Here is a 23,758-nt window from a genome sequence, read left to right on the forward strand (position 1 = left end):
CCCCCCCCCCCGCCCCCCCCCCCGCCCCCGCCGCCCCACCCCCCCCCCCCCCGCCCCCCCCCCCCCCCCACCACTTGGCAGCTCGAACAGCGAATGGGCCCTGCCCACTTGTGGGTGGGGTTTTGTCGTGTGCTATGCGGAAGTCAGGCTTGTGCTTGACGTGTTGGAGCAGCCTTGTGCTGCGAAAGGGCCGGTATGGCTGAACATTTTGTTAGGCAGTGATGGCCTCTTCGCAGCACAAGGCTGCTCCTACGCAGTTCGCGGCTGGGTGGGGCTAGCCTTTCACCGGCGCGACGGCCAGTTCCACTTGCTCGCTCTTCTTGATCACCGCATACACCACGGCCGTCAGCAAGCTGCCGGCGACAATCGCCAGCAGGTAGAGCAACGCATGGTTGATGGCATTGGGGATCAGCAGCACGAACAGGCCACCGTGCGGCGCCATCAGCTTGCAGCCGAAGTACATCGACAGTGCACCGGTCAAGGCACCCCCGGCGACACTCGCCGGGATCACCCGTAGCGGGTCCTTGGCGGCAAACGGGATGGCACCTTCAGAGATGAAGCACAGCCCCAGTGCCAACGCGGCCTTGCCCGCCTCGCGTTCACTTTGGGCGAACTTGCGCCGGGCGAGGAAGCTGGCAATGCCCAGGCCGATGGGCGGCACCATGCCAGCGGCCATGGTCGCCGCCATGGGGGCATAGCTCGACGAGGCCAGCAGGCCCACCGAAAACGCATAAGCGGCCTTGTTGATCGGGCCGCCCAGGTCGACGCACATCATGCCGCCGAGTACCAACCCCAGCAGGATGGCATTGGTGGTGCCCATGCTGTCGAGGAACTGTGTCAGCCCTTCGAGCATGGCCGCCACCGGCTGGCCAACCACGTAGATCATCACTAGGCCCGTGAACAAGCTGGCCAACAGCGGAATGATCAGGATCGGCTTGAGCGCCTCCAGGCTGCTCGGCAAGCGTGCCCAGCGGGCAATGGCCTTGGCGCTGTAGCCGGCGAGAAAACCGGCGATGATGCCGCCGATGAAGCCCGCGCCCAGGGTGCTGGCCAGCAACCCTCCGATCATGCCGGGCGCCAGGCCCGGGCGGTCGGCGATGGACCAGGCGATGTAACCGGCCAACAGCGGCACCATCAGTTTGAACGCCGCCTCGCCGCCGATCTGCATCAACGCTGCCGGCAAGGTGCCCGGCTCTTTGTAGGCCTCAATGCCGAACACGAACGACAAGGCGATCAACAGGCCACCCGCCACCACCATCGGCAGCATGAACGACACCCCAGTGAGCAGGTGCTTGTACACGCCGGTCTTTTCACCCTTGCCGGTAGCGGAGGCCGCCGCGGCATCTGCAGCGTTCTCGACCTTGCCTTCAGCCAGGGCCTTGTCCAGGGTGGCGCGTGCCTGCTTGAGGGCGATGCCGGTGCCGCAGCGGTAAATGCGCTTGCCGGCAAACCGTGCGGTGGGGACTTCGATGTCGGCGGCCAGCAGCACCACGTCGGCTTCGGCGATGGCTTGGGCGGACAGCGGGTTGCGTGCCCCCACCGAGCCCTGGGTCTCCACGGTGAGTTGATAGCCCTGCTGCTGCGCGGCCTGCTGCAAGGCTTCGGCAGCCATGAACGTGTGCGCGACGCCGGTCGGGCACGCCGTGACGGCGACAATCCGCACGCCAGCGCCACTCAACGCTGCCGGGCTGTCGGGCGTATCCGCCAACAGCTGGGCGTTGGCCGCCGCCTCGTCGAGGAACCCCTCACGGTCGGCCAGGGCCTGGGACGGCGTGCTCTGGTACACGCGCTTGCCGACGAAGCGGGCCAGGTCGATCGGCCCGGTGCTGACTACCAGTACCCAATCGGCCTCGGCGAGCTGGGCCGCCGTCAGTTGCCGCTCGGGGTGCTCGGCGTCCTGTACCTCGACACGGGTGCTCCAGCCACGGCGCTGCGCAGCTGCCGCCAGCAAGCGTGCGCTCAGCACACTGGACACCTGGCCGTTGGGGCAGGCGGTGACAATGGCAATGTTCATCGGCAACCCTCTTGTTGTTCTGTCAGTTGCACGCCGGCTTCAAGGCGTGCCAGTTGCTCGCGGTCACGTATGCCAAAGCCGACCTGGGTCACGGCCTGGGCGGCAATGGCGGTAGCGCGGCTCAAGGTCTGCGCCGGCGCCTCGCCACGCAACAGGCCGTCGACCATGCCAGCCACCAGCGAATCCCCCGCACCCACGGTACTGGCCACCCGCACCGTGGGCGGCTGGGCATGCAGGGCGAGGTCGCGGGCGAACCAGCTGACGCCGTGTTCGCCGGCCGACACCACCACATGCTCGATACCGCTGGCCAGCAGCCGCTCAGCAGCCGCGCGTTGCTGCGCTGGGGTTTGTACGGCCAGGCCCAGCACCTCGCCCAATTCCTCGGTGTTGGGCTTGACCAGCCAAGGCGCACTTTGCAGGCCGACGCGCAAGGCTTCGCCGCTGCTGTCGAGGGCGACCTTGAGGCCCTGAGCTTTGAGTTGCTCGAGCAACTGGCGGAACCATTCGGGGCTGATACCCCGTGGCAGGCTGCCGGCCACCACTACCGCGTCATGCCCTGGGGCGATCTGTTCCAGCCGCCGCAGCAACGCGGTACGGGCGGCTTCATCGACTTCTGGCCCCTGGCCGTTGATATCGGTCACGCGGCCGTCAGCTTCGACCAGCTTGATGTTGCTGCGCGTTTCGCCCGGCACGCGGACAAAGCAATCGGCAAAGCCGCGCCAGGCGATCAAGGCCTCGAACGGCTGCAGGTTGTCCTGCCCGAGAAAGCCGCCCACGGTGACGCTGTGGCCAAGGTCGGCCAAGACCTGGGCAACGTTCAGCCCTTTGCCCGCCGCATCGCTGTGCTGGGCCTGGCTGCGGTTGACGTGCCCCGGGCGCAAGGTATCGAGGCTGATGGTGATGTCCAGCGCCGGGTTCAGGGTAAGGGTGAGGATCTTGGCCATCAGTAACGCTCCACCAGCGCGCGAACCGCCGCGGCGCTGTCTTGTTGCAAGGCTTCGCGCGCCAGGGCGCGGGCCGTTTGGTGATCGACCTGGCGAACCAGGGCTTTGACTTCGGCAATGCTGCGGGCGGCGACGCTCAACTCGTCAACATCCAGGCCAAGCAGCACGGCCACCGCCTGCGGGTCGGCGGCCAGCTCACCGCACACGCCCACCCACTTGCCTTCGGCATGGGCAGCGCGCACGGTCATGTCGATCAGGCTCAATACGGCCGGGTGCAGGCCGTCGGCCTGGGCCGACAGGCTCGGGTGGCCACGGTCGATGGCGAGGGTGTATTGGGTCAGGTCGTTGGTGCCGATGCTGAAGAAGTCCACTTCGCGGGCCAACTGCGGCGCCAGCAGGGCTGCCGAGGGCACCTCGACCATGATCCCCAGTTGCAGGTCGGCCACAGGGATTTCCAAACGCAGGCGCTCGACCATGGCCCGCGCTTCACGCCATTCGTGCACCTGGCCGACCATCGGGAACATGATCCGCAGCGGGCGCTGGTCAGCGGCGCGCAGCAAGGCGCGCAACTGGTCTTCCATGACCTGCGGGCGCTGCAACGTCAAACGCACGCCGCGCACGCCGAGGAAGGGGTTGTCTTCGGCAGCGATCGGCCAGTACGGCAGCGGCTTGTCGCCGCCGACATCCAGGGTGCGCACCACCAGGGGCCGGCCACCCAGGCCATCGAGCACGCGGCGGTACTCGGCCTCTTGGGTGGCGACGTCGGGTGCCTGGGGGTGGGCCATGAAAATCAGTTCGGTGCGCAGCAGCCCGACACCTTCCGCGCCCTGCTCCACCACCTTGTCGATACCGCTGCTCTCACCGATGTTGGCGAAAACCTCGACCGCATGGCCATCGCGGGTGACTGCCGGTTCATGGCGATGGGCCCAGGCTGCCTGCAAGCGCTGTTCGCGCTGGTCGCGCTCGGCCAGGGCACGCTGCAGCTCGGCGGCCGCTGGCGCAACACTGACCACACCGCGTTGCCCATCGAGCAGCAATGGCGTGCCGGCCTCGAGCAGCAGAATCGACGCACCGGCGCCGACCACTGCCGGAATGCCCAGGGCACGCGCGACAATGGCGCTGTGGGCCGTCGCGCCGCCTTGGGCGGTAACGATACCGGCGACCCGGCTCGGGTCCAGCCTGGCCACATCGGAAGGGCCGACCTCGGTCATCACCAGCACATAGGGCTGTTCGGGCTCGACCTGCGCCTGCACGCCGCACAACTGGGCCAGCACGCGCCGGCCGATGTCGCGCAGGTCAGCGGCCCGTTCGGCGAGCAAGGCGTCATGCAGCGACTCTTGCTGCCGGGCTGCCGCCTCGATCACGGCCATCCACGCCGCCGGGGCGCTTTCGCCCTGGGCCAGGCGCTGCTCGACATCGTCGGCCAACGCCGGGTCGGCGAGCATTTCTTGGTGGGTGACGAAGATCTCGCCGATGGCCTTGTCGCTGCGCTGCACCAAGTTGTGCAGCTCGCTGTTCACCGTTGCCAAGGCCTCGCGCAGCTTGGCCCGTTCCTGGGCGAGGGATTCGCCGCGCAGGGGGTAATCAATGTCGCGCTCGACGCAGACGTGCGCCGGGCCACTGGCAATCCCAGGCGCCGCGCCTACACCCTGGATCCGGCTGCCTGCGGCGGGTGCCTGAAGCACTTCGAGCGGCAGGCTGGCTAGCGGTGCGGAGCTTTGTGGCAGCGGCTCGACGTCCTCGCCCAAGCCCGCTTCGATGGCCGCCAGCAGCGCTGGCAAGGCATCGGCGGCGATGGCCGGTTCGGCAATCAGTTCCAGCTCCTGGCCACGGCGGGCGCCGAGGCTCAGCAGCTTGCTAAGGCTCTTGACCGACACCGCTGGCTGCGCGCTGTCGGTCAGCCGCACACGGATTTCGCCCTCGAAGCCTTTGGCCAGTTGCGCCAGCACCTTGGCCGGGCGGGCATGCAAACCATGGGGGTTGGCCAACACGATGCGCGCGCTGGGCCAATCCGCCGGCGCCTCACCGCCCAGCACCTGCAGCACCGCACGGCTGCTGGTGGCCTGGTAGAGCATCTGCCCGCGCCCTTCGATCAGCACTTCGCACAAGCGCTCGAGCAAAGCCTGATGAGCGGCGCCGAGGCTGGCCAGGCAGAACAGGCCGTTGAGCGGCTGATCGCGATAGCGCAGCGGTTGCTGCGGGGTGATGAATGCCAGGCCCGGCTGGCGCACCTGGCGCTCGCTGTGCAGCCACCACAGGCCCTCGCCCAGTGGCAAAGGCTCGGCCTGCTGCAGCACGGCGGCAAAGCCACTGTCGACGCAACCGGCGCGCTGCAGCAGGCGCGCACCACGCCAGGCCAGCTCGTCGAAATCTTCGGCGGGCAGGTTCAAGCCAACCAGTTGCGCATCCAACGCCAACGCCTGTGGCGCGCCTTGCAGCAGTTTGAGCAAGGCTTCGGCAGAGCTGGCCCGGCGCAGCGCCTCGGCCAGGTCGGTCTCGCCCAGGGCACGGGTCAGCAATTGCAGCAGGCGCAGGTGTTCATCGGAACGGGCGGCGATGCCAATGGCCAGGTAGACCCTTTGGCCATCGCCCCAGTCCACGCCTTCGGGGAACTGCAGCAAGCGCACACCGGTGGTGTGGACCAGGTCGCGGGTCTGCGGCGTGCCATGCGGGATGGCAATGCCCTGCCCGAGGAAGGTCGAGCCTTGCGCCTCGCGGGCCTGCAGCCCTGCGAGGTAGCCCTCGGCGACCAGGCCGTCGGCCACCAGCTGATCTGCCAGCAGGCGCAAGGCCTCGGCCTTGTCCGCGGCCTTCTGGCCCATGGCTATTTGCCCTGTGGCGAGCTCGAGCATGCCCTTCTCCTTTTGCAGTACCCAGGTGGGGCACTGAGGTATTGTTGTCGAAAATGGCCAGTTGAACAGCCTTGCGCAGATGGCAGCCGAGGCAGAAAATTTGGCAGCTGAAACGATTAATCTGACCAGGCGGCCACGTTACTCGATAATCTCCCGAGGAAAAAGCCCCATCCTGTCGGACAATTGCGACAATGGTCGTCTGCGCGCGAGCGCAGCTCCGGGTCAAACTATCCGGTCTGGCCTCGCAGCCAGCCCCGGTAATAACAAGGAAAATTCGGTGAAACTCAGCGATATCGCCCGTCTGGCCGGTGTGTCCGTGACCACTGCCAGCTACGTCATCAATGGCAAGGCCGAACAGCAGCGCATCAGCAGCAGCACTGTCGAGCGCGTGCGCGCAGTGGTCGAGGCCCATGGCTTCACGCCCAACCCGCAAGCCGCCGGCCTGCGCAGCCGACATACCCGCACATTGGGCTTCATTCTCCCGGATCTGGAGAACCCCAGCTACGCCCGCATCGCCAAGCAGCTCGAGCAAGGCGCCCGGGCCCGTGGCTATCAGTTGCTGATTGCCAGCAGCGATGACCAGCCGGACAGCGAGCGCCAGCTGCAGCAACTATTCCGCGCCCGTCGTTGCGATGCCCTGTTCGTCGCCAGCTGCTTGCCTGTGGAAGACGACAGCTACCGTGAGCTGCAAGACAAGGGCCTGCCGGTGATCGCCATCGACCGTCGCCTGGACCCCGCACACTTCTGCTCGGTGATCAGCGATGATCGCGACGCCAGCCGTCAGCTGGCCGCCAGCCTGCTCAGCGCAGCCCCGCGCAGCATCGCCCTGATTGGCGCCCGCCCGGAGCTTTCAGTCAGCCAGGCCCGTGCCGGCGGCTTCGACGAAGCCCTGCAAGGCTATGCAGGTGAGGTGCGCCGTTATCAGGGGGAGGCGTTCAGCCGTGAATGCGGTCAGCGCCTGATGCAGCAACTGATCGACGAACAGGGTGGCCTGCCGGATGCCCTGGTAACCACCTCCTACGTGCTGCTGCAGGGCGTGTTCGACACCTTGCAGGCGCGCCCCGCCGACTCGCGCCAGCTGCAGTTGGGCACCTTCGGTGACAACCAGTTGCTCGACTTCCTGCCGCTTCCGGTCAACGCCATGGCCCAACAGCACGGGCTGATCGCTGCCACTGCGCTAGAGCTGGCCCTGGCAGCCATCGAGGAAGAGCGTTACGAGCCCGGCGTGCACGCCATCGGTCGAACCTTCAAGCAACGTATCCCAGCGGCCTGAACATGCGCCTGATCGACACCCACACCCACCTGGACTTCCCCGACTTCGACGCCGACCGCTCGCGCCTGCTGGCCAATGCGGCGGCGCGCGGGGTGGAACGCATGGTGGTGCTGGGGGTGTATCAGGCGAATTTCCAGCGGGTGTGGGACCTGGCCTGCGCCGACACGCGTGTGGCTGCTGCCCTGGGCTTGCATCCGGTTTACCTGGGCCAGCATCGCCCAGAGCACCTTGCCCAGCTGCGCGACTGGCTGGAGCGCCTGCGCGGCGACCCGCGCCTGTGCGCCGTGGGTGAGTTCGGGTTGGATTACTACCTGGAAGCATTGGACAAGGATCGCCAGCAGGCGCTGTTTGAAGCACAACTGCAGATGGCCTGCGATTTCGAGCTGCCGGCCTTGCTGCATGTGCGCCGTAGCCATGCCCAGGTGATCGCCACGCTCAAGCGCTACAAGCCGGCCCGGGCTGGGGTCATCCATGCCTTTGCAGGCAGCTATGAAGAGGCGCGCGAGTACATCAAGCTTGGTTTCCGCCTGGGGCTTGGCGGGGCGGCTACCTGGCCGCAGGCAGTGCGCTTGCGCAAGACCCTTGCCCGGCTGCCGCTGGAAAGCGTAGTGCTGGAGACCGACGCGCCAGACATGGCCCCGGTGATGTACCCCGGGCAGCGTAATAGCCCGGAGCACCTGCCGGAGATTGCCGCAGCGCTGGCTGAGGTGATCGGCATAGAGGTGGACGTGTTGGCTGACGCCAGCAGCAAGAATGCCTGTGAGTTATTTGGCTGGTAGCTAACTGCCCCGGCGCTAGCGCTGTAGGAGCAGCCTTGCGCTGCGAAGAGGCCATTACCGCCACAGCCTCTCTACAGCCAAACCGGCCTCTTCGCAGCACAAGCCTGCTCCTACAGAGATAGCCTCATTAAACCCTGAACGCCCCGATCAACCGTTTCAACTCCACCACCTGAGCAGACAATGCCCGGCTAGCCTCCTCGGTCTGGCAGGCTCCTTCGGTGGTGTCCTGCGCGGCGCTGTTGATCGCCACGATGTTCTGGTCGATGTCATGCGCCACGGCGGTCTGCTGCTCCACGGCAGCGGCAATCTGCTGGTTCTGCTCGACGATACTGCCCACCGCACCCAAAATATTGCCCAACGCCTGCTGCACCTGTCGCGTTTCATCGACGGTGCCAGCGGCCATCTGGTGGCTGCTGCCCATGGCACTGACCGCCGCTGCGACCCCCTCCTGCAAGCGCTGGATCATCTGCGCGATCTCTGCGGTCGAGTCCTGGGTGCGCCTGGCCAAGGTGCGCACCTCATCGGCGACCACCGCGAAGCCTCGGCCTTGCTCCCCGGCGCGCGCGGCCTCGATCGCGGCGTTGAGTGCCAGCAGGTTGGTCTGCTCGGCAATGCTGCGGATCACTTCAAGCACCCGCCCGATGGCCTGGCTGTCACTGGCTAGCTGATTGATGGCCCCCACGCTCTGGTCGATCTCGGCAGCCAGCCGGTCGATGCTGCCTTGCTGGCGTTGCACCAGGCCGCGGCCACTGGCGCTTTCCTGGTTGACCTGTTGCGCGCCATCGGCAGCCAAAGCCGCGCTGCGTGCGACCTCCTGGGCAGTGGCGCTCATCTGGTTCATGGCCGTGGCCACTTGCTCGATTTGCTCACGCTGGCCACTGACCGCCTGGTTGCTCCGCACTGACACCGCCAACACTTGGCTGGCCTGTTCTTCGACGGCCACCACGGTGCGGCCAACCTGGTCGATCAGGCCACGGATACGCTGCACGGTGTTGCTGAAACCTTGCCCCAGCTCGCCCAACTCGTCGCGGCTGCGGGCCTGGAAGCTGACCGTCATGTCGCCGTCGGCGACCTTGCCCATCGCCTTGCCGAGCTGGCGCAGGGTCGCCCGGGTCGAGACGTAGAACCCGCTGTACAGGTACACAATCAGCGCGAACACACCGGCCAGCACCGCCACCAGGCCGATCATGCGCCACTGTTGCTCGCCCAGCCGGTCCTGCAGTTGCCCCTGCAGGTGCATGAGAATGGCCTCGTTGAGGCGGTAGGTGTGCCCCATCAGCTCATGGGTTTGCTGATAGAACGCAGGCCAGGGCGCGTCCAAAGTCTCGGCCACCACCACCTGCGTTTCGAATAACGCGGCGGCCTGCCTGACCGTCGCCTGGCTGGCCTGGGCGCTGCTGGCCAGGGCCGCTTTGGCCGCGGGGTCACTGCCCAGGGCGTCCTCCAAACGCAGTGCGTAGTCGGTGGCCAGGCGCTCGAGGCGCTGCAGCAAATCTTCGAAGCGCGCGCTGCCGGACGAATCCATGAAGCCACGCCCAAGGGCAATGGCCCCCATCGCCTGCCCGTCCGCCAGGGCCTGGGTGACCTGCGCCGTCGCCACACCAAGCAGGTCGTTCAGTTGCCGCACCGAGGTTTGGCTGTCCTGGCTCAGGCCAGATTGGCTGGCCACCAGGCGGGTCAGCACCTGGGCCTGGGCGAGCAAGGCGTCGAACAACGCCGTTTTGTTCTGCAGCGAGGACTCTTCGCGGGCGCGGGCAAAAGCATCGGCCAAGTCCTCGCGCTTGGCTTCCAGCTGCGGGTCGTCGCTATGCAGTGCCTGGAGATGCTCCTGCACGTTGCCCTGCAACGCAGCAATACGCGATTCAACATCACCGGCCTGGCCCGCCTGGCCGATCACGGCATTGATCTGCAGGAGGCTGCCCAAGGCTTCGAAGCCTGCGCGCAGGGCCAGGCTTTCGCGCAGGGGGGCAATGCCCTGCAGCTCGGCGCGGGTGGCCTGAAACTGCTGGTACGCATCGCGTACCAGGTAGCCGCTGATGACCAGCATGGGCAGGAAAAACAGGACGCTGACAAGGCTGAACTTCTGACCGAAGCTCAGCCGGTTCATCAGTGCGATGGCCGGATAAAGCAGACGCTTCACGGGGCACCTCCTTGGATTCTTATTGTTCTACGGGGTAGCACAGTGCCACGTGTATACCGCAGATCGAATCGGAGGTTTGTAACTTATGGTTAAGCCCCGGTAGGAGCAGCCTTGTGCTGCGAAGAGGCCAGTTGCATCCCGAAGATTCAGGGGTGGTGCTACTGGCCTCTTCGCAGCACAAGGCTGCTCCTACAGGGCGCGTGTTACGGCGGTGAGGTCAGACCAGCACCGTCCACAACGCAAACCCGGCATACCACAGCACCGCGCAGCGCAGCAGCAATTCCCAAAGGCTGTCCAGCCGGCTTAGGCCACGCTGGCTGTCTTCTTCCTCGGGGATATCGTCGGCAATGCGCCCAACCCTGGCCACCAGGTGGCCGGCGCTGATGTGCCAGTTAAGGAGCTCGTGCAGCATCACGCGGGTCACCGCGACGAAGTTGCCGACCAGCGCAAAGCTCAAGGCCATCACCCGCACCGGCAGCCAGTCCATGATGTGCCGCAGTTGCTCGGCACGCGCCTTGAGCGCGGGCTGCTTGCTGTGCTCGCCGCACAGCGCCAGCAGGCGATAGGCCAAGGCAGCGCCTGGGCCGAGCACGAAATACCAGAAGATCACGGCGAAGAAGCTCTGGTAGGCCTGCCACAGCAGGTAACCCTGCACCCTCACCAGCAGGCTGTGAGGCTCGTCGGCCACCAGGCCCAGGTCGCGCTCGGCCACGTGCAGGGCGGCCTGATCGTCACCTCGCCGCCAGGCATCGCGAAACGGCCCCAGCGCCGCTTTCGCATCGCCGCGGCCCAGGCTGTAGATCAACACCAGCAGGTGCACCGGCAATGCCAGCAGGCCATAGGCGACGGGCTCCAGCACATGCAGCAGCAAGGCCAGCACCGCTACCGGCGCCAGCACCAGAATGGCCAACGTCCACCACGGCTGCACCTTGCCGCTGCGCTCCAGGCGCACCAGTTCACCGAGGAAAAAACCATCGCGCTGTATTCGATGGCGCAGTGCCGAGAATTTCTCGACCCACAGCGCCAACAGCAAAACCAGAAAACTCATGAGTTGTCCTCGTTATCCTTCACGGTTTGGCGATAGCGGCCCCAGTCGAAGGCCGGGCCTGGGTCGGTCTTGCGCACCGGTGCTATGTCGCTGTGGCCCTGGATGCGTTCAAGGCTGATGACCGGCCAGGCGTCGCGGATCTGCCGGGTCAGCTGCGCCAGCGTGGTGTACTGGGCATCGGTGTATGGCAGGTCGTCAGTGCCTTCGAGTTCGATGCCGATGGAGAAGTCGTTGCAGCCCTCGCGCCCGTCGAAGCACGAGACACCGGCATGCCAGGCGCGGTCGAGCAACGACACGAACTGGGTGACGGCGCCATCGCGCTCGACGAACAGGTGCGCCGAAACCGTCAGGTGGCAGATGCTCTGGAAATAGGGATGTTCATGGGCGTCCAGGCGGTTCTGGAAGAATGCCTGAACCTTGCCGGTGCCGAAACACGCCGGCGGCAAGCTGATGTTGTGAATCACCAGCAGGGAGATCGACTCGCCCTCGGGGCGCGCGTTGAAGTTGGGCGACGGGCAGTGGGTGATTCCGTGGAACCAGCCGGTGGCACGGTCCAATTGCATGGGGCAGATCCTGAAAAAACGCCGGGTACAGAGCAGCAGTATGCCCTGCGTCCGCGGCCGTTTGCATGTGAATCATTGTAATGATGACTCAATGGACCTGCTGTTGCCGCAGCCCTTCGAGCACCGACTCCAGCGCCCGCTCGAACAGCGCGCCGTCATCGAGCACCCGCACCTCTCCCCGGTGCAGCGCCTGGGCGAGGCTGCCGGTGTTCCACTCACGCACTTTCATGCCCGTGCGATTGGCGAACACCAGCCGATCGTTGCTGTCGATGCGCGCCACCAGCTTGCAGCGCAATGGGTCGTCTTCATCGAACACCTCGACCCAGCTGCCGATACGCAGGCGCTGCACCTGGCGCAATGCCGAGGCATTGCCGTCGACAACGTGCAGGGGGGCGCAGGCGGGCTCTTCGGCAAGCGCTAGCACGATGTCCTCGTCCACCAGCACCTCGTCCAGCACGGGCGGGTCATCGGCCCTGTGCCCTTCGGACGCCGAGCAAGCGCGCAGGTGCAATTGCTCAAGCTGCTGGAAAAAGTCACGGGTGGCGGTGGAGTCCAGCGCCACGCCTGCCAGGCCTTCGCGCAAGGCCTTGAGCAGGCCGGGCACCTGTTGCAGCAGTTGCTGACAGGCCTGCGGGTCATGGTGCGGGGCGATACTGGCGAGCAGCGTGTCCAGGGTGGCCAGGCCGTTGCGCCATGCCTCGGACCCTTCGCCCTGCTTGAGCCACGCCAGCAGCAGCACCTGGCTCCAGGCCTGCACCAGCATCTGCACCACCACGTGCGGCAGCACCCGCCCGCGCAGACGCTGGTTGAGCACCTGCTGCACCTGCTGGCGGGCCTGCAGGGTTCGCGCGCGGCCCTCTTCGGCGTCGCGGGTACGCTGTTCGAGCAACTCGTGGCGGCGCCGCTCGTCCTGGCTGAAGGCGAGAAACTCGTCGAGCAGCTCGGCGAACAGGCAGGCGTCATCGGTGAAGTCGTTGAGCAGACGCTGAACGATACGCTCCACCCGTACATGCAAACTGTCGCGCAGCCCTTCGGCGCTGCTCTGCCAACCGATCGCGGCACCCGCGATCTCGTTGAGCAAGCGCCGGGCCGGGTGGTTGGCGCGGCTGAACAACCCCTTGTCGAGCAGCGCGACCTTGAGCAGCGGGATGTGCAAACGCGCGATCAATGCCCGTAGGCTGGCGGGCAAGTTGTCGTCGTTGTGGATGAAATCGAACAGCAGGCCGATCAGGTTGATCATGTCTTCATCGGCCGTGGCGATGCGCCGACGCGTGCCACTGCGCACACTGACGCGCAACAAGAGTTGTTCCATCTGTTGGCCAAGCGCGAAGTCATCCGCCGCCTGCGTGGCGGGCACATAGTGCTGCAGGTGCGAAAGCAGGCGCAGCAGGTCGGCGGTGCTGATCGGCTGGGCAGCGGCTACCCGCTGCAATCGCGGCGCGATCTGCCCACGCGCGGGGGCCAGAAGCGTTTGCAGTGAAGCAAAATACGCTTGCCCGGCACTGTCCGCGCCCAGCGCCCCTTGCGCCTCCAAGCTGGACGGCCGGCGCCCGGCGCTCAGGCACCGATCCTCGGCGCGCCGACGCGGCGCAGGCTGCAGTTCGGGCAGCACACCGGCCGCGGCCAGCAGCTGGTTAGCCTCTGCGTAGAGCACTTCCACATCACGCAACACGTAGCGTTCAAACAGCTTCAAGAGGATCAGCTTGACCCGCAGCCCGACCCCCAGGTTGCGGCCCGCTTCGAGGAAATAGCCGCACAGCGCAGCGGGGCCCACGGGGTTTTGCTGCTCCCCCACTGGGCGATCGAGCAATGCCTGCAAGCGCAAGCCCAGTTGCTGCAGGGCAAGGCCGTCTCGCGAGAGCACCCGCGCGACCATGCCGTCGATGGCGGATGCACGCTCGCGCTGCGCCTTGTTGCCTGAACCCTGCGCTTCACCCAGGCCGCCCAGAGGGTCTGCCCGGCCGAGGCTGGCGAAGGTGTGATGGAAGGTGTCGAGAAAACCGCGCTCGATGCTCTTGCGCTTCAGGCGCACGTCGCGCATCGCTTCGAAATACAGATTCTGGTCGCAGCGCTCAGCGGCCTTGTCGGCCATCTCGAAGAGGGTGACGTCGGTGTTGTCGAACAAGGCCTGCAGGCCTTGGCGCAATTGCAGCGCGGCTTTGTCGCGCACTTGCAGGAGCAATACCGGAAGGCAAGGCAGAGGCGTGCGCGCCCCTCGGTCGATGGCTGCCGCCAGGGGCACCACCTTGCCTTCTTTATGCATCCCTAACTCCTTGCAGGCTTGCTTGCCCCACGGGCAAAGAATCGTCAAAGCTATGACGCCAAATACTGGTCACTATTATCGGCAAAAAAACGGACAGCTGCCAGCGCCGTTTCGCTTGCTGGGAAATGACCCTGTATTCGGCCAGATGCTCAGACGGGCCGACCAAAGGTCACCGGCCATGGCCCTGTACACACCGCTCCCCTGCCCTATAATCGCGGGCATCTAGCTTGTGGAGCCGACCATGCCGAACCTACGCCTCGCCGACCTGACCGCTGAAATCGAAGCCAACGTGCGCCGTGCACTGTTGGAGGACATCGGCAGTGGCGATATCACCGCGCAGTTGATCCCGGCCGAACGCCTGGCCAAGGCGACCATCATTACCCGCGAGGACTGCGTGATCGCTGGCACCGCCTGGGTCGACGCCGTGTTCCGCCAGCTCGACCCGCGGGTGGCGGTGCACTGGCAAGTGGCCGATGGCGACCGCGCGCTGGCCAACCAGCCGCTGTTCCACCTGGAAGGCCCGGCACGCTCGCTGCTCAGTGGTGAGCGCAGCGCGCTCAACTTCCTGCAGATGCTGTCGGGCGTCGCCACGCGCGCACGCTTTCTGGCCGACTTGGTCGCAGGTACCCAAGTGCGCCTGCTAGACACCCGCAAGACCCTTCCCGGCCTGCGCCTGGCGCAGAAATACGCGGTCACCTGTGGCGGTTGCGACAACCACCGCATCGGCCTTTACGATGCCTTCCTGATCAAGGAAAACCACATCGCCGCCAGCGGCGGCGTGGCCGAGGCAGTGGCGGCAGCGCACCGCATCGCCCCTGGCAAGCCGGTGGAAATCGAGGTGGAAAGCCTGGATGAACTGCGCCAGGCGCTGAATGCGGGTGCGGATATCGTCATGCTCGACGAGCTGACCCTGGACGAAATGCGCGAAGCGGTGCACATCACTGCGGGCAAGGCCAAACTCGAGGCCAGCGGCGGCGTCAACGAGAGCACCTTGCGGGTGATTGCCGAGACCGGCGTCGACTACATCTCCATTGGTGCGATGACCAAGGATGTGAAGGCCGTAGACCTGTCGATGCGTTTGAGCCTCTGAGAGGACGCGGTGCTTGTACCGCCCTCTTCGCGGGTAAACCCGCTCCCACAGGATCACCGCAGGCTTGAGTAATGTGCGCCCCCTGTGGGAGACCGGCGTCGACTACATCTCCATTGGTGCGATGACCAAGGATGTGAAGGCCGTAGACCTGTCGATGCGTTTGAGCCTCTGAGAGGACGCGGTGCTTGTACCGCCCTCTTCACGGGTAAACCCGCTCCCACAGGATCACCGCAGGCTTGAGTAATGTGCGCCCCCTGTGGGAGCGGGTTTACCCGCGAAGAGGGCCGCACAGGCGCAGCAAATCTCAGGCATAAAAAAACCGGCCAAATGGCCGGCTTTTTCCGGGCGTGGATCAGAACGCGGCGTTGGCCAGGCCGTCCAGGTAGCGCTCGACGTCCAGTGCGGCCATGCAGCCTGCGCCGGCCGAGGTAATGGCCTGACGGTAAACGTGGTCCGCCACGTCGCCCGCAGCGAACACACCTTCGACGTTGGTGGCAGTGGCGTTGCCTTCGCGGCCGCCGTTGACCACCAGGTAGCCGTCCTTGAGGGTCAGCTGGCCTTCGAACAGCGAGGTGTTCGGGGTGTGGCCAATGGCGATGAACACGCCGTCGACCTTGATTTCATCGCTGCTGCCATCGTTGTTCTTCAGGCGCGCACCGGTCACACCCATGTTGTCACCCAGCACTTCGTCCAGGGTGGCATTGAGCTTGAGCTCGATTTTGCCTTCGGCCACACGGGCATTCAGCTTGTCGACCAGGATCTTCTCGGCGCGGAAGGTTTCGCGGCGGTGAACCAGGGTCACTTTGCTGGCGATGTTGGCCAGGTACAGAGCCTCTTCAACGGCAGTGTTGCCGCCGCCGACGACCGCTACCGGCTTGTTGCGGTAGAAGAAGCCGTCACAGGTAGCGCAGGCCGAAACGCCCTTGCCCATGAAGGTTTCTTCCGACGGCAGGCCCAGGTAACGAGCGCTGGCGCCGGTGGCAACGATCAGTGCGTCGCAGGTATAAGTGCCACTGTCACCCTGCAGGGTGAACGGCTTGTTGGCCAGGTCGACAGCGTTGATGTGGTCGAAGACGATCTCGGTCTCAAAGCGCTCGGCGTGCTCTTGCATGCGCTGCATCAGGGCTGGGCCGGTCAGGCCATGGGGGTCGCCCGGCCAGTTGTCGACTTCGGTGGTGGTGGTCAGCTGGCCACCGGCCTGCATGCCAGTGATCAGCAGTGGCTTGAGGTTGGCACGGGCGGCATAGACTGCGGCGCTGTAACCGGCAGGGCCGGAACCGAGGATGATGACGCGCGAATGACGTACTTCAGACATGTCGAACTCCTGTCGAGCCGGCCGCACGGGGCCAGCATCGGTGTGCCGGCGGTGCCAGCTGGAATTTAAAAAGGACCCACGCAACCTTGGGGAAGGCTACTACGCGTCGATCCAAAACCTAAAAGTTGAGCGCACTGTAGCGAGGTCGCAAAGATTAAGGAAATATCCTTCGACAATCCACCTCATAGGCATTGTCTATCCAGCAATTTCATTCACGAAAAACGCACTGGCGCTTTTGTTACAGCCGATTTCGCCAACATCGGCCGCCTTTCGTCGGCGCGACAAACTCGGTAAGGTCAGCGCGTTTTCCTTCTGTTCGGAGTGTCTCGATGCAAGCCCCTGTCCTCTCTGGCCCCCAGTACCTGCGCGAAGGCCTGAAACTGGTGCTGAGCCCGAACCTGCGGTTGTTCGTGCTGTTGCCCCTGGCGGTCAACCTGCTGCTGTTTGGTGGCCTGATCTACTTTGCCGGCCATCAGTTCAGTGTCTGGGTCGACGCCCTGATGCCAACCCTGCCCAGCTGGTTGAGCTTCCTCACCTACATTCTGTGGCCACTGTTCGTCGCCTTGGTGGTGCTGATGGTGTTCTTCACCTTTACCCTGGTGGCCAACGTCATCGCGGCGCCGTTCAACGGTTTTCTGGCCGAGAAGGTCGAAGTGGTGGTGCGCGGCCAAGACAACTTCCCTGCCTTCAGCTGGGCCGAGCTGGTGGCCATGGTGCCGCGTACCTTTGGCCGCGAGATGCGCAAGCTGGGTTACTTCCTGCCACGGGCCATCGGCCTGTTCATCCTGTCGCTGATCCCGGTGGTCAACGTGGTCGCCGCGCCGCTGTGGCTGATCTTTGGTGTGTGGATGATGGCTATCCAGTACATCGACTACCCGGCGGACAACAACAAGATGAGCTGGCAGGACATGCTCGCCTGGTTGCGCCAGAAGCGCTGGCAGTCGCTGGGCTTTGGCGGCATCACCTACCTGGCGCTGATGGTGCCGGTGGTGAACGTACTGATGATGCCGGCCGCAGTGGCGGGGGCTACGTTGTTCTGGGTGCGTGAACGCGACTAAATCCAAACGCAGCCCTGTGTAGGAGCAGCCTTGCGCTGCGAAGAGGCCATTACTGACAATACCTGTCTGTGGCTAGTACCGGCCTCTTCGCAGCACAAGGCTGCTCCTACCGTCATTGACCGAGCCGGCTGGAAAACTGCCCCACTACATCCACCACCCGCTTCGCCCCCTCCTGGATTTCGACGATCACGTTGCCGGTTTCATCGGCCAACGACAGCCCCTGCTCGGCCTGGCGCTTGCTGGTGTCGATGATCGCCACCGCAGCCTGGGCCAATTGCTCGTTCTGCTGCACCACCCGGGCAATCTCTTCGGTGGCCGTGCTGGTACGCGAGGCCAGCTGGCGCACTTCGTCGGCGACCACGGCAAAACCACGCCCCTGCTCGCCCGCCCGGGCCGCCTCGATGGCAGCGTTGAGCGCCAGCAGGTTGGTCTGCCCGGCAATGTCACTGATGGTCTTGATGATCGAGCCGATCACCCGCGACTGGGTGTCCAACGCCTGAATGCCCTCGGCGGCGTTTTGCATCGACGACTCCAGGCCACGCATGACATTTACCGTCTGCGTGACTACGTCGGTGGCCTTGCGCGCGCTGGCGTCAGTGCTCAGCGAGGTGTTGAAGGCGATGTCCGCCGCTTCGGCAACCGCCTGCTCCTGGTTGACCTGGTCGGTGATCACGGTGGCGAACTTGACCACTTTGTACAGCACATCATGGGCGTCGAAGATCGGGTTGTAGGACGCTTCCAGCCAGATTACCCGGCCATGGGCATCGATACGCTTGAAGCGCTCAGCCACGTATTCGCCACGGCGCAGCTTGTCCCAGAACGCCTGATAGCCCGACGAATTGGCCTCTTCGGGTTCGCAGAAAATACGGTGATGCTTGCCGCGTATCTGTTCAAGGCGATAACCGACCGACGTCAGAAACCGTTCATTGGCGGTCAGGATGGTGCCATCAAGGCCAAATTCGATGACTGCGGTAGAGCGCATCAGGGCCTTGATCAGGCTTTCGTGCTCACGGGAGGTCTCGATGGTGCGGGTGAGGTCGCTCGAGTGCAGGGTGAAATACTTGATGCGCCCTTCGCTGTTCTTGACCGGCTGCAGAATCGAGCGCAACCAGGCTTCCTGGCCATTGCCGCGCAGCAGGCGGAACGCCCCGTTGAGGTGCTCGCCCCGGCTGATCGCGCTTTTCATGCGTTGGTAGAAGTCGAGCGACTTCACGTGGGGCGGGACAATGTCCTCGAGTTTGCGTCCAAGCAATTGGTCGGCACGGTAGAGCATCTCGCTCTCGAAGTTGCCGTTGACCATCTCGATCCGTCCCTGGGGGTCGAGTTGGAGCACCAGCATCTCGCTGTCGAGGCTGCACTTGACCTGTTCGACCGACAGCAGGTCTTCGCGCAACTGCTGGATTTCTTGCTTGAGCTTGTTGTTGAACATCACCGCTCTCCTGGAGCGCAGCACGTAATCGAATGCATCTTCATCGGCTGCCACTGCCAGGTTCTTGAGCGCCGCCCACGCAAATATTCACACAATTGAAACAGCCGGCAATCAGGCGTCATTTGCACGTCACAAGGCCGTCACATCGGCGCAATGATGCAAGCGGAAACTTTTTGTCATGAATACACCCGCCCTACGCATCACCCTCGTCAGCGAAACCTTCCCACCCGAGATCAACGGTGTCGCCAACACCCTTGGCCGCCTCAGCGAAGGGTTGCGCCAACGCGGGCATGACATCGAGATCGTCCGCCCCCGCCAAGCCGGCGAGGAGCCTGCGCACAACGATCAGCAGTTGATGCTGTGCCGCGGTTGGGCCTTGCCCGGCTACCCCGGCCTGCAATGGGGCGAAGTGTCGATGCACCGGCTATTGCGCCGTTGGCGCAGGCAGCGACCGGACGTGCTGTACATCGCCACCGAGGGGCCTTTGGGGTTGAGCGCATTGCGTGCGGCACGGCGCCTGGGGGTGCCGGTGGTCAGCGGGTTCCATACCAACTTCCCGCAGTATTCCGGCCAGTATGGCTTGGGCTTGCTGGCACGCCTGCTCACCCATTACCTGCGCTGGTTCCATCGCCGCACGGCAGTCACCCTGGTGCCCAGCGTCAGCCAGCGCCTGGAGCTGGAGCGTCGTGGTTTCGAGCGCCTGGACCTGTTGGCCCGTGGCGTCGACGCCTGCCTGTTCAACCCGGCCCGGCGCAGCCAGGCGCTGCGCGAAAGCTGGGGGGTCGGGCCGGACGATATCGCCGTGCTGCATGTCGGCCGGCTGGCGGCGGAAAAAAACCTAGGGGTACTGCGACCGTGCCTGGACACCCTGCAGAAGACTTATCCACACAAGCGCTTGCGCCTGATCGTGGTCGGTGACGGCCCACAGCGCGCCACCTTGCAGCAGCAGGTGCCTGATGCCGTGTTCTGTGGTGCCCAGCGGGGCGAGGTGCTGGCCGAGCACTATGCCAGCGGTGACCTGTTCCTGTTCCCGAGCCTGACCGAAACCTTTGGCAATGTGGTGCTCGAAGGCATGGCCTCAGGCTTGGCGGTGGTCGCCTATGATGAGGCAGCGGCTGCTCAGCACATTCGGCATGGCCATAGCGGTGCGTTGGCGATGCCCGGCGACCAGGCGGCCTTCATCGATGCCGCTTGCTGGCTACTGGAAGAGGAAGAAACCCTGCGCCGGGTGCGCCTGAACGCACGGCAGCACGCCAGCCGACAGGGCTGGCCGGCGATTGTCGAGCAGTTCGAAACCTACCTGTGCAGTGCTTGCAAACAACGCACAGGCGACACGCAAAAAGCTTCAGGTGCTGCACTGGCGATCAAGCCAGGTTCGACAGCGCATCGCGGCTGACCTTCAGCCGCCGCGCGCGCCCATGTTTCAGCCCAGCGCCTTCTCGATGGCCTGAACCACGGCTGGATCATCCGGCGCAGTGCGCGGCGAGAAACGCGCCAGCACGCGCCCATCCTTGCCCACCAGAAACTTTTCGAAGTTCCAGCTGATGTCGCCGGGGAACTCAGCACCTTCCCCTGCCAGCAGGCGATACAGCGAATGGCGGTGCGCCCCGTTGACCTCAAGCTTGGCGCCCAGCGGGAAGCTGACACCATAGTTGAGGCTGCAGAACTCCTGGATCTCTTTCTCGCTGCCGGGCTCCTGGCCGGCAAACTGGTTGCACGGCAGCCCCAAAACGCTGAAGCCTTTGCCCTTGAATTGCTGATGCAGCGTCTCCAGCGAAGCGTATTGCGGCGTCAGGCCACACTTGGAGGCAACATTGACCACCAGCACCACTTGGCCCTTGAACGGTGCGAGGGGCAGTTCCCCGCCGTTCAGCGCCTCCAATTTCAGGTCGTGAAAAGCACTCATGATGTAATCCCCTCTCAGGTTCCCGATGGCCGCAGGGCGAAATCCGCCCAATAAAAAAGCGCTCGTCCAAGCCGTCCACCTCCCGTTGGGAAGGCAAATCGGCTTGCCCGAGCGCCTGGCGACTCTCTGAGCTTAGCGCAGAAAATCAGTGGTGATGGCCACCTTCACCGTGGATGTGACGGTGCGCGATTTCTTCTTCGCTGGCGTCACGCACGTCGACAACCTTGACCTGGAAGGTCAGGCGCTGGCCGGCCAGCGGGTGGTTGCCGTCAACGGTGACGTCGTCGCCGTCGATGTCGCGAATGGTGACGATCTGCATCTGGCCATCCGGCGCCGACGCGTGGAACTGCATGCCGACTTCCAGCTCGTCGACGCCTTCGAACAGGCTGCGGTTCAGGGTGCTGACCAGCTCGGCCAGGTATTCACCGTAGGCATCTTCTGGCTCGATGGAAACGTTCAGCTCGTCACCGGCCTGCTTGCCTTCCAGGGCCTTTTCCAGGCCCGGGATGATGTTGCCGGCACCGTGCAGGTAAACCAGCGGCGCGCCACCGGCGGAGCTGTCGATGGTCTCCCCGGCGTCGTTGGTCAGGGTATAGTCGATGGAGACAGCCTTGTTGGCGGCGATCAGCATGGGGCAAGACCTTTTGCAAAAGTATGTAGAGCGGACAAGTGTAACCAAGCCATCGCCCGATTGCGAACGCGCCTCGGCCGAGGAACAGCCCATCAGTCGGATCACTGGCTTCCATCAGGACGAAGAAGGCCACTGGGTGGTCGAGTTGTCGTGCGGCCACACCCAGCACCTTCGTCACCAACCGCCCTGGCAAGCGCGCCCTTGGGTGCTCGATGCCGAGCAGCGCCAACAGCGCATCGGCGAGGCTTTCGCGTGTGGCTGGTGTGCACAGGCAGCCGATAGCGCTACCCTTGGCCGTTGATTCCTTGCACCGCTTTAATTCGAGAAGCACGCATGCAAACTTTTTTCATAGCGCCGACCGACTTTGGTGTCGGCCTGACGTCGATCAGCCTCGGCCTGGTACGCACCCTTGAGCGCGCAGGCCTGAAGGTCGGCTTTTTCAAGCCGATCGCCCAGCCCCACCCAGGTGACACCGGCCCGGAACGCTCCACCGAACTGGTCGCACGCACCCACGGTATCAAACCGCCCATGCCGCTGAGCCTGGCCCACGTCGAGCGCATGCTCGGCGATGGCCAGCTGGACGAGCTGCTGGAGGAAATCATCCGCCTCTACCAGCAAGCCTGCATCGGCAATGACGTGGTCGTGGTCGAAGGCATGGTGCCTACCCGCCACGCCAGTTACGCGGCGCGGGTCAACCTGCACCTGGCCAAGAGCCTGGATGCCGAGGTGATACTGGTTTCGGCGCCCGAAAACGAGGTACTCAGCGAGCTGTCCGGCCGCGTCGAGCTGCAGGCCCAGCTGTTCGGCGGCCCCCGCGACCCGAAAGTGCTGGGGGTGATCCTCAACAAGGTGCGCACCGACGAAAGCATGGCGGACTTCGCCACCCGCCTGCGCGAACACTCGCCACTTCTGCGCGGCAACGACTTCCGCCTGCTCGGCTGCATCCCTTACCAGCCCGAGCTGAATGCCCCACGCACCCGCGACGTGGCCGACCTGCTGGGGGCCCAAGTGCTCAACGCGGGCGATTACGAGCAGCGGCGCATGAGCAAGATCATCATTTGTGCGCGCACGGTGGCCAACACCGTGCCGCTGCTCACCCCTGGCACCTTGGTGGTGACCCCGGGTGACCGCGACGACATCATCCTTGCCGTAAGCCTGGCGGCGATCAATGGCGTGCCCCTGGCCGGCCTGCTGCTGACCAGTGACAGCAAGCCCGACGCACGCATCCTCGGCTTGTGCCGCGGCGCCTTGCAGGCCGGCCTGCCGATTCTGTCGGTGAGTACGGGTTCGTACGACACGGCCAACCAGCTCAATTCGCTGAACCGCGAGATCCCGGTGGATGACCGCGAACGTGCCGAATTCATCACCGACTTTGTCGCCAGCCACCTCGACGCTGCCTGGTTGCACCAGCGCTGCGGCACACCACGCGAGTTGCGCCTGTCGCCTGCGGTGTTCCGCTACCAACTGATCCAGCGCGCGCAACAGGCCAACAAACGCATCGTCCTGCCAGAAGGCGCCGAACCGCTGCTGGTACAGGCGGCAGCGATCTGCCAGGCCCGTGGCATTGCGCGTTGCGTGCTGCTGGCCAAGCCGGAAGAAGTCGAAGCGGTCGCCCGTGCGCAGGGCATTACCTTGCCTGCGGACCTGGAGATACTCGACCCTGAGTTGATTCGCGGGCGCTATGTCGAACCGATGGTCAACCTGCGCAAGAGCAAGAACCTCAACGCCCCGATGGCTGAGCAGCAGCTGGAAGACCCGGTGGTGATCGGCACCATGATGTTGGCCCTGGATGAAGTCGACGGCCTGGTGTCGGGCCTGGTGCACTCCACCGCCAACACCATCCGCCCTGCCCTGCAGCTGATCAAGACCGCGCCAGGTGCCAGCCTGGTGTCCTCGGTATTCTTCATGCTGTTCCCCGAGCAGGTGCTGGTGTACGGCGACTGCGTGATGAACCCGCACCCAAGTGCCGCTGAACTGGCAGAAATTGCCCAGCAGAGCGCCGAATCGGCACACACCTTCGGCATCGCGCCGCGGGTGGCGATGATCAGTTATTCAAGCGATTCGGCGAGCGATGAAGAAGTCGACAAGGTGCGTGAAGCGACCCGCTTGGCGCAGGGCGCCGCGCACGATCTGCTGATCGATGGGCCCTTGCAGTATGACGCGGCGGCCAACCCGGCCATCGCCCGCGAGCTGGCACCGAACAGCCCGGTTGCCGGGCGCGCCACGGTGTTCGTGTTCCCTGATCTGAATACCGGCAACACCACGCACAAAGCGGTGCAGCGCAGCGCCGATGGGGTCAGCCTGGGGCCGATGCTGCAGGGTTTGCGTAAGCCGGTGAACGATTTGCCGCGGGGGGCTCAGGTGGATGACATCGTCCATACCATCGCCCTGACGGCGATCCAGGCCAGCGTCGTACGCTGAATCCAGGGGCTGCTGTGCAGCCCCTGTTTTAT

Annotated in this window: 18 protein-coding genes and 1 pseudogene; 8 read left to right on the forward strand and 11 right to left on the reverse strand. The window is 64.8% G+C overall.

The features are described 5' to 3' along the window. Positions 1–274 precede the first annotated feature (274 nt). The 3 genes from OO306_RS22610 to ptsP are packed head-to-tail and all read right to left on the reverse strand — an operon-like array spanning position 275 to position 5,810. Positions 275–2,014 carry a PTS fructose-like transporter subunit IIB gene (locus tag OO306_RS22610; RefSeq protein ID WP_265969973.1) on the reverse strand — a complete coding sequence of 580 codons (1,740 nt, stop codon included), beginning with the start codon at positions 2,012–2,014 and terminating at the stop codon, positions 275–277. Beyond that, on the reverse strand, positions 2,011–2,958 hold the full coding sequence (gene pfkB / locus OO306_RS22615; protein WP_265969974.1) for a 1-phosphofructokinase: 948 nt from the start codon (positions 2,956–2,958) through the stop codon (positions 2,011–2,013). The genes OO306_RS22610 and pfkB overlap by 4 nt, the downstream gene beginning before the upstream one ends. Further along, positions 2,958–5,810, reverse strand: a complete 2,853-nt coding sequence (gene ptsP / locus OO306_RS22620; RefSeq protein WP_265969975.1) for a phosphoenolpyruvate--protein phosphotransferase — start codon at positions 5,808–5,810, stop codon at positions 2,958–2,960. The genes pfkB and ptsP overlap by 1 nt, the downstream gene beginning before the upstream one ends. A 277-nt stretch (positions 5,811–6,087) precedes the next feature. On the opposite strand from ptsP, the gene cra reads away from it, so the two are divergent. Both cra and OO306_RS22630 read left to right on the forward strand, forming a co-directional pair. Beyond that, complete coding sequence (cra, locus tag OO306_RS22625) at positions 6,088–7,083, forward strand: catabolite repressor/activator (protein ID WP_027594423.1); 996 nt, start codon at positions 6,088–6,090, stop codon at positions 7,081–7,083. Between the two features lie 2 nt (positions 7,084–7,085). After that, on the forward strand, positions 7,086–7,862 hold the full coding sequence (locus tag OO306_RS22630) for a TatD family hydrolase (protein WP_186681767.1): 777 nt from the start codon (positions 7,086–7,088) through the stop codon (positions 7,860–7,862). Between the two features lie 127 nt (positions 7,863–7,989). Here OO306_RS22630 and OO306_RS22635 read toward each other — a convergent pair whose 3' ends face one another. From OO306_RS22635 to OO306_RS22650, 4 genes are all read right to left on the reverse strand, one after another. Beyond that, a complete protein-coding gene (locus tag OO306_RS22635) occupies positions 7,990–10,002 on the reverse strand; it encodes a methyl-accepting chemotaxis protein (RefSeq protein ID WP_265969976.1) in 2,013 nt (670 codons plus the stop codon). Between the two features lie 217 nt (positions 10,003–10,219). Then, positions 10,220–11,050, reverse strand: coding sequence for a regulatory signaling modulator protein AmpE (gene ampE / locus OO306_RS22640; protein WP_099428335.1), 831 nt, complete (start codon positions 11,048–11,050; stop codon positions 10,220–10,222). Next, positions 11,047–11,613, reverse strand: a complete 567-nt coding sequence (ampD, locus tag OO306_RS22645) for a 1,6-anhydro-N-acetylmuramyl-L-alanine amidase AmpD (RefSeq protein ID WP_085274092.1) — start codon at positions 11,611–11,613, stop codon at positions 11,047–11,049. Before ampD ends, ampE begins: the two co-directional genes overlap by 4 nt. Positions 11,614–11,701: 88 nt before the next feature. Next, positions 11,702–13,876 (reverse strand): DUF1631 domain-containing protein, encoded by a 2,175-nt coding sequence (locus OO306_RS22650; RefSeq protein ID WP_265969977.1) that lies wholly within the window; start codon positions 13,874–13,876, stop codon positions 11,702–11,704. Positions 13,877–14,117: 241 nt separating this feature from the next. Here OO306_RS22650 and nadC point away from each other — a divergent pair, with 241 nt between their 5' ends. Continuing rightward, positions 14,118–14,966 (forward strand): carboxylating nicotinate-nucleotide diphosphorylase, encoded by an 849-nt coding sequence (gene nadC / locus OO306_RS22655; protein WP_027594429.1) that lies wholly within the window; start codon positions 14,118–14,120, stop codon positions 14,964–14,966. Between the two features lie 73 nt (positions 14,967–15,039). Beyond that, positions 15,040–15,138 (forward strand): annotated as a pseudogene (locus OO306_RS22660) (nicotinate-nucleotide diphosphorylase (carboxylating)); the annotation flags it as partial. A gap of 180 nt (positions 15,139–15,318) precedes the next feature. Here OO306_RS22660 and trxB read toward each other — a convergent pair. Beyond that, entirely contained in the window at positions 15,319–16,281 is a 963-nt protein-coding gene (gene trxB / locus OO306_RS22665) for a thioredoxin-disulfide reductase (RefSeq protein WP_099428332.1), read from the reverse strand. A gap of 329 nt (positions 16,282–16,610) precedes the next feature. Here trxB and cysZ point away from each other — a divergent pair, with 329 nt between their 5' ends. After that, complete coding sequence (gene cysZ / locus OO306_RS22670; protein ID WP_027594431.1) at positions 16,611–17,339, forward strand: sulfate transporter CysZ; 729 nt, start codon at positions 16,611–16,613, stop codon at positions 17,337–17,339. Between the two features lie 112 nt (positions 17,340–17,451). Here cysZ and OO306_RS22675 read toward each other — a convergent pair whose 3' ends face one another. Beyond that, entirely contained in the window at positions 17,452–18,768 is a 1,317-nt protein-coding gene (locus tag OO306_RS22675; RefSeq protein WP_265969978.1) for a PAS domain-containing methyl-accepting chemotaxis protein, read from the reverse strand. 178 nt (positions 18,769–18,946) lie between these two features. Between OO306_RS22675 and OO306_RS22680 the strand changes: the two genes are divergently transcribed. Next, positions 18,947–20,164 carry a glycosyltransferase family 1 protein gene (locus OO306_RS22680; protein ID WP_265969979.1) on the forward strand — a complete coding sequence of 406 codons (1,218 nt, stop codon included), beginning with the start codon at positions 18,947–18,949 and terminating at the stop codon, positions 20,162–20,164. Positions 20,165–20,191: 27 nt separating this feature from the next. Here the strand turns inward: OO306_RS22680 and OO306_RS22685 are convergent, their stop codons facing one another. Together OO306_RS22685 and OO306_RS22690 are read right to left on the reverse strand one after the other, a co-directional pair. After that, the gene (locus tag OO306_RS22685; protein WP_265969980.1) at positions 20,192–20,674 is read right to left on the reverse strand and encodes a glutathione peroxidase; all 483 of its coding nucleotides are present in this window, start codon (positions 20,672–20,674) and stop codon (positions 20,192–20,194) included. Between the two features lie 145 nt (positions 20,675–20,819). Further along, on the reverse strand, positions 20,820–21,305 hold the full coding sequence (locus OO306_RS22690; protein ID WP_085274095.1) for a peptidylprolyl isomerase: 486 nt from the start codon (positions 21,303–21,305) through the stop codon (positions 20,820–20,822). Between OO306_RS22690 and OO306_RS22695 the strand changes: the two genes are divergently transcribed. Continuing rightward, on the forward strand, positions 21,304–21,606 hold the full coding sequence (locus tag OO306_RS22695; protein WP_027594436.1) for a DUF3565 domain-containing protein: 303 nt from the start codon (positions 21,304–21,306) through the stop codon (positions 21,604–21,606). The genes OO306_RS22690 and OO306_RS22695 overlap by 2 nt on opposite strands. Positions 21,607–21,638: 32 nt before the next feature. After that, the gene (pta, locus tag OO306_RS22700) at positions 21,639–23,726 is read left to right on the forward strand and encodes a phosphate acetyltransferase (RefSeq protein WP_027594437.1); all 2,088 of its coding nucleotides are present in this window, start codon (positions 21,639–21,641) and stop codon (positions 23,724–23,726) included. Positions 23,727–23,758: the final 32 nt, after the last annotated feature.

Source organism: Pseudomonas sp. DCB_AW (assembly GCF_026240895.1).
In the GTDB taxonomy this organism is placed as follows: Bacteria; Pseudomonadota; Gammaproteobacteria; order Pseudomonadales; family Pseudomonadaceae; genus Aquipseudomonas; species Aquipseudomonas kermanshahensis.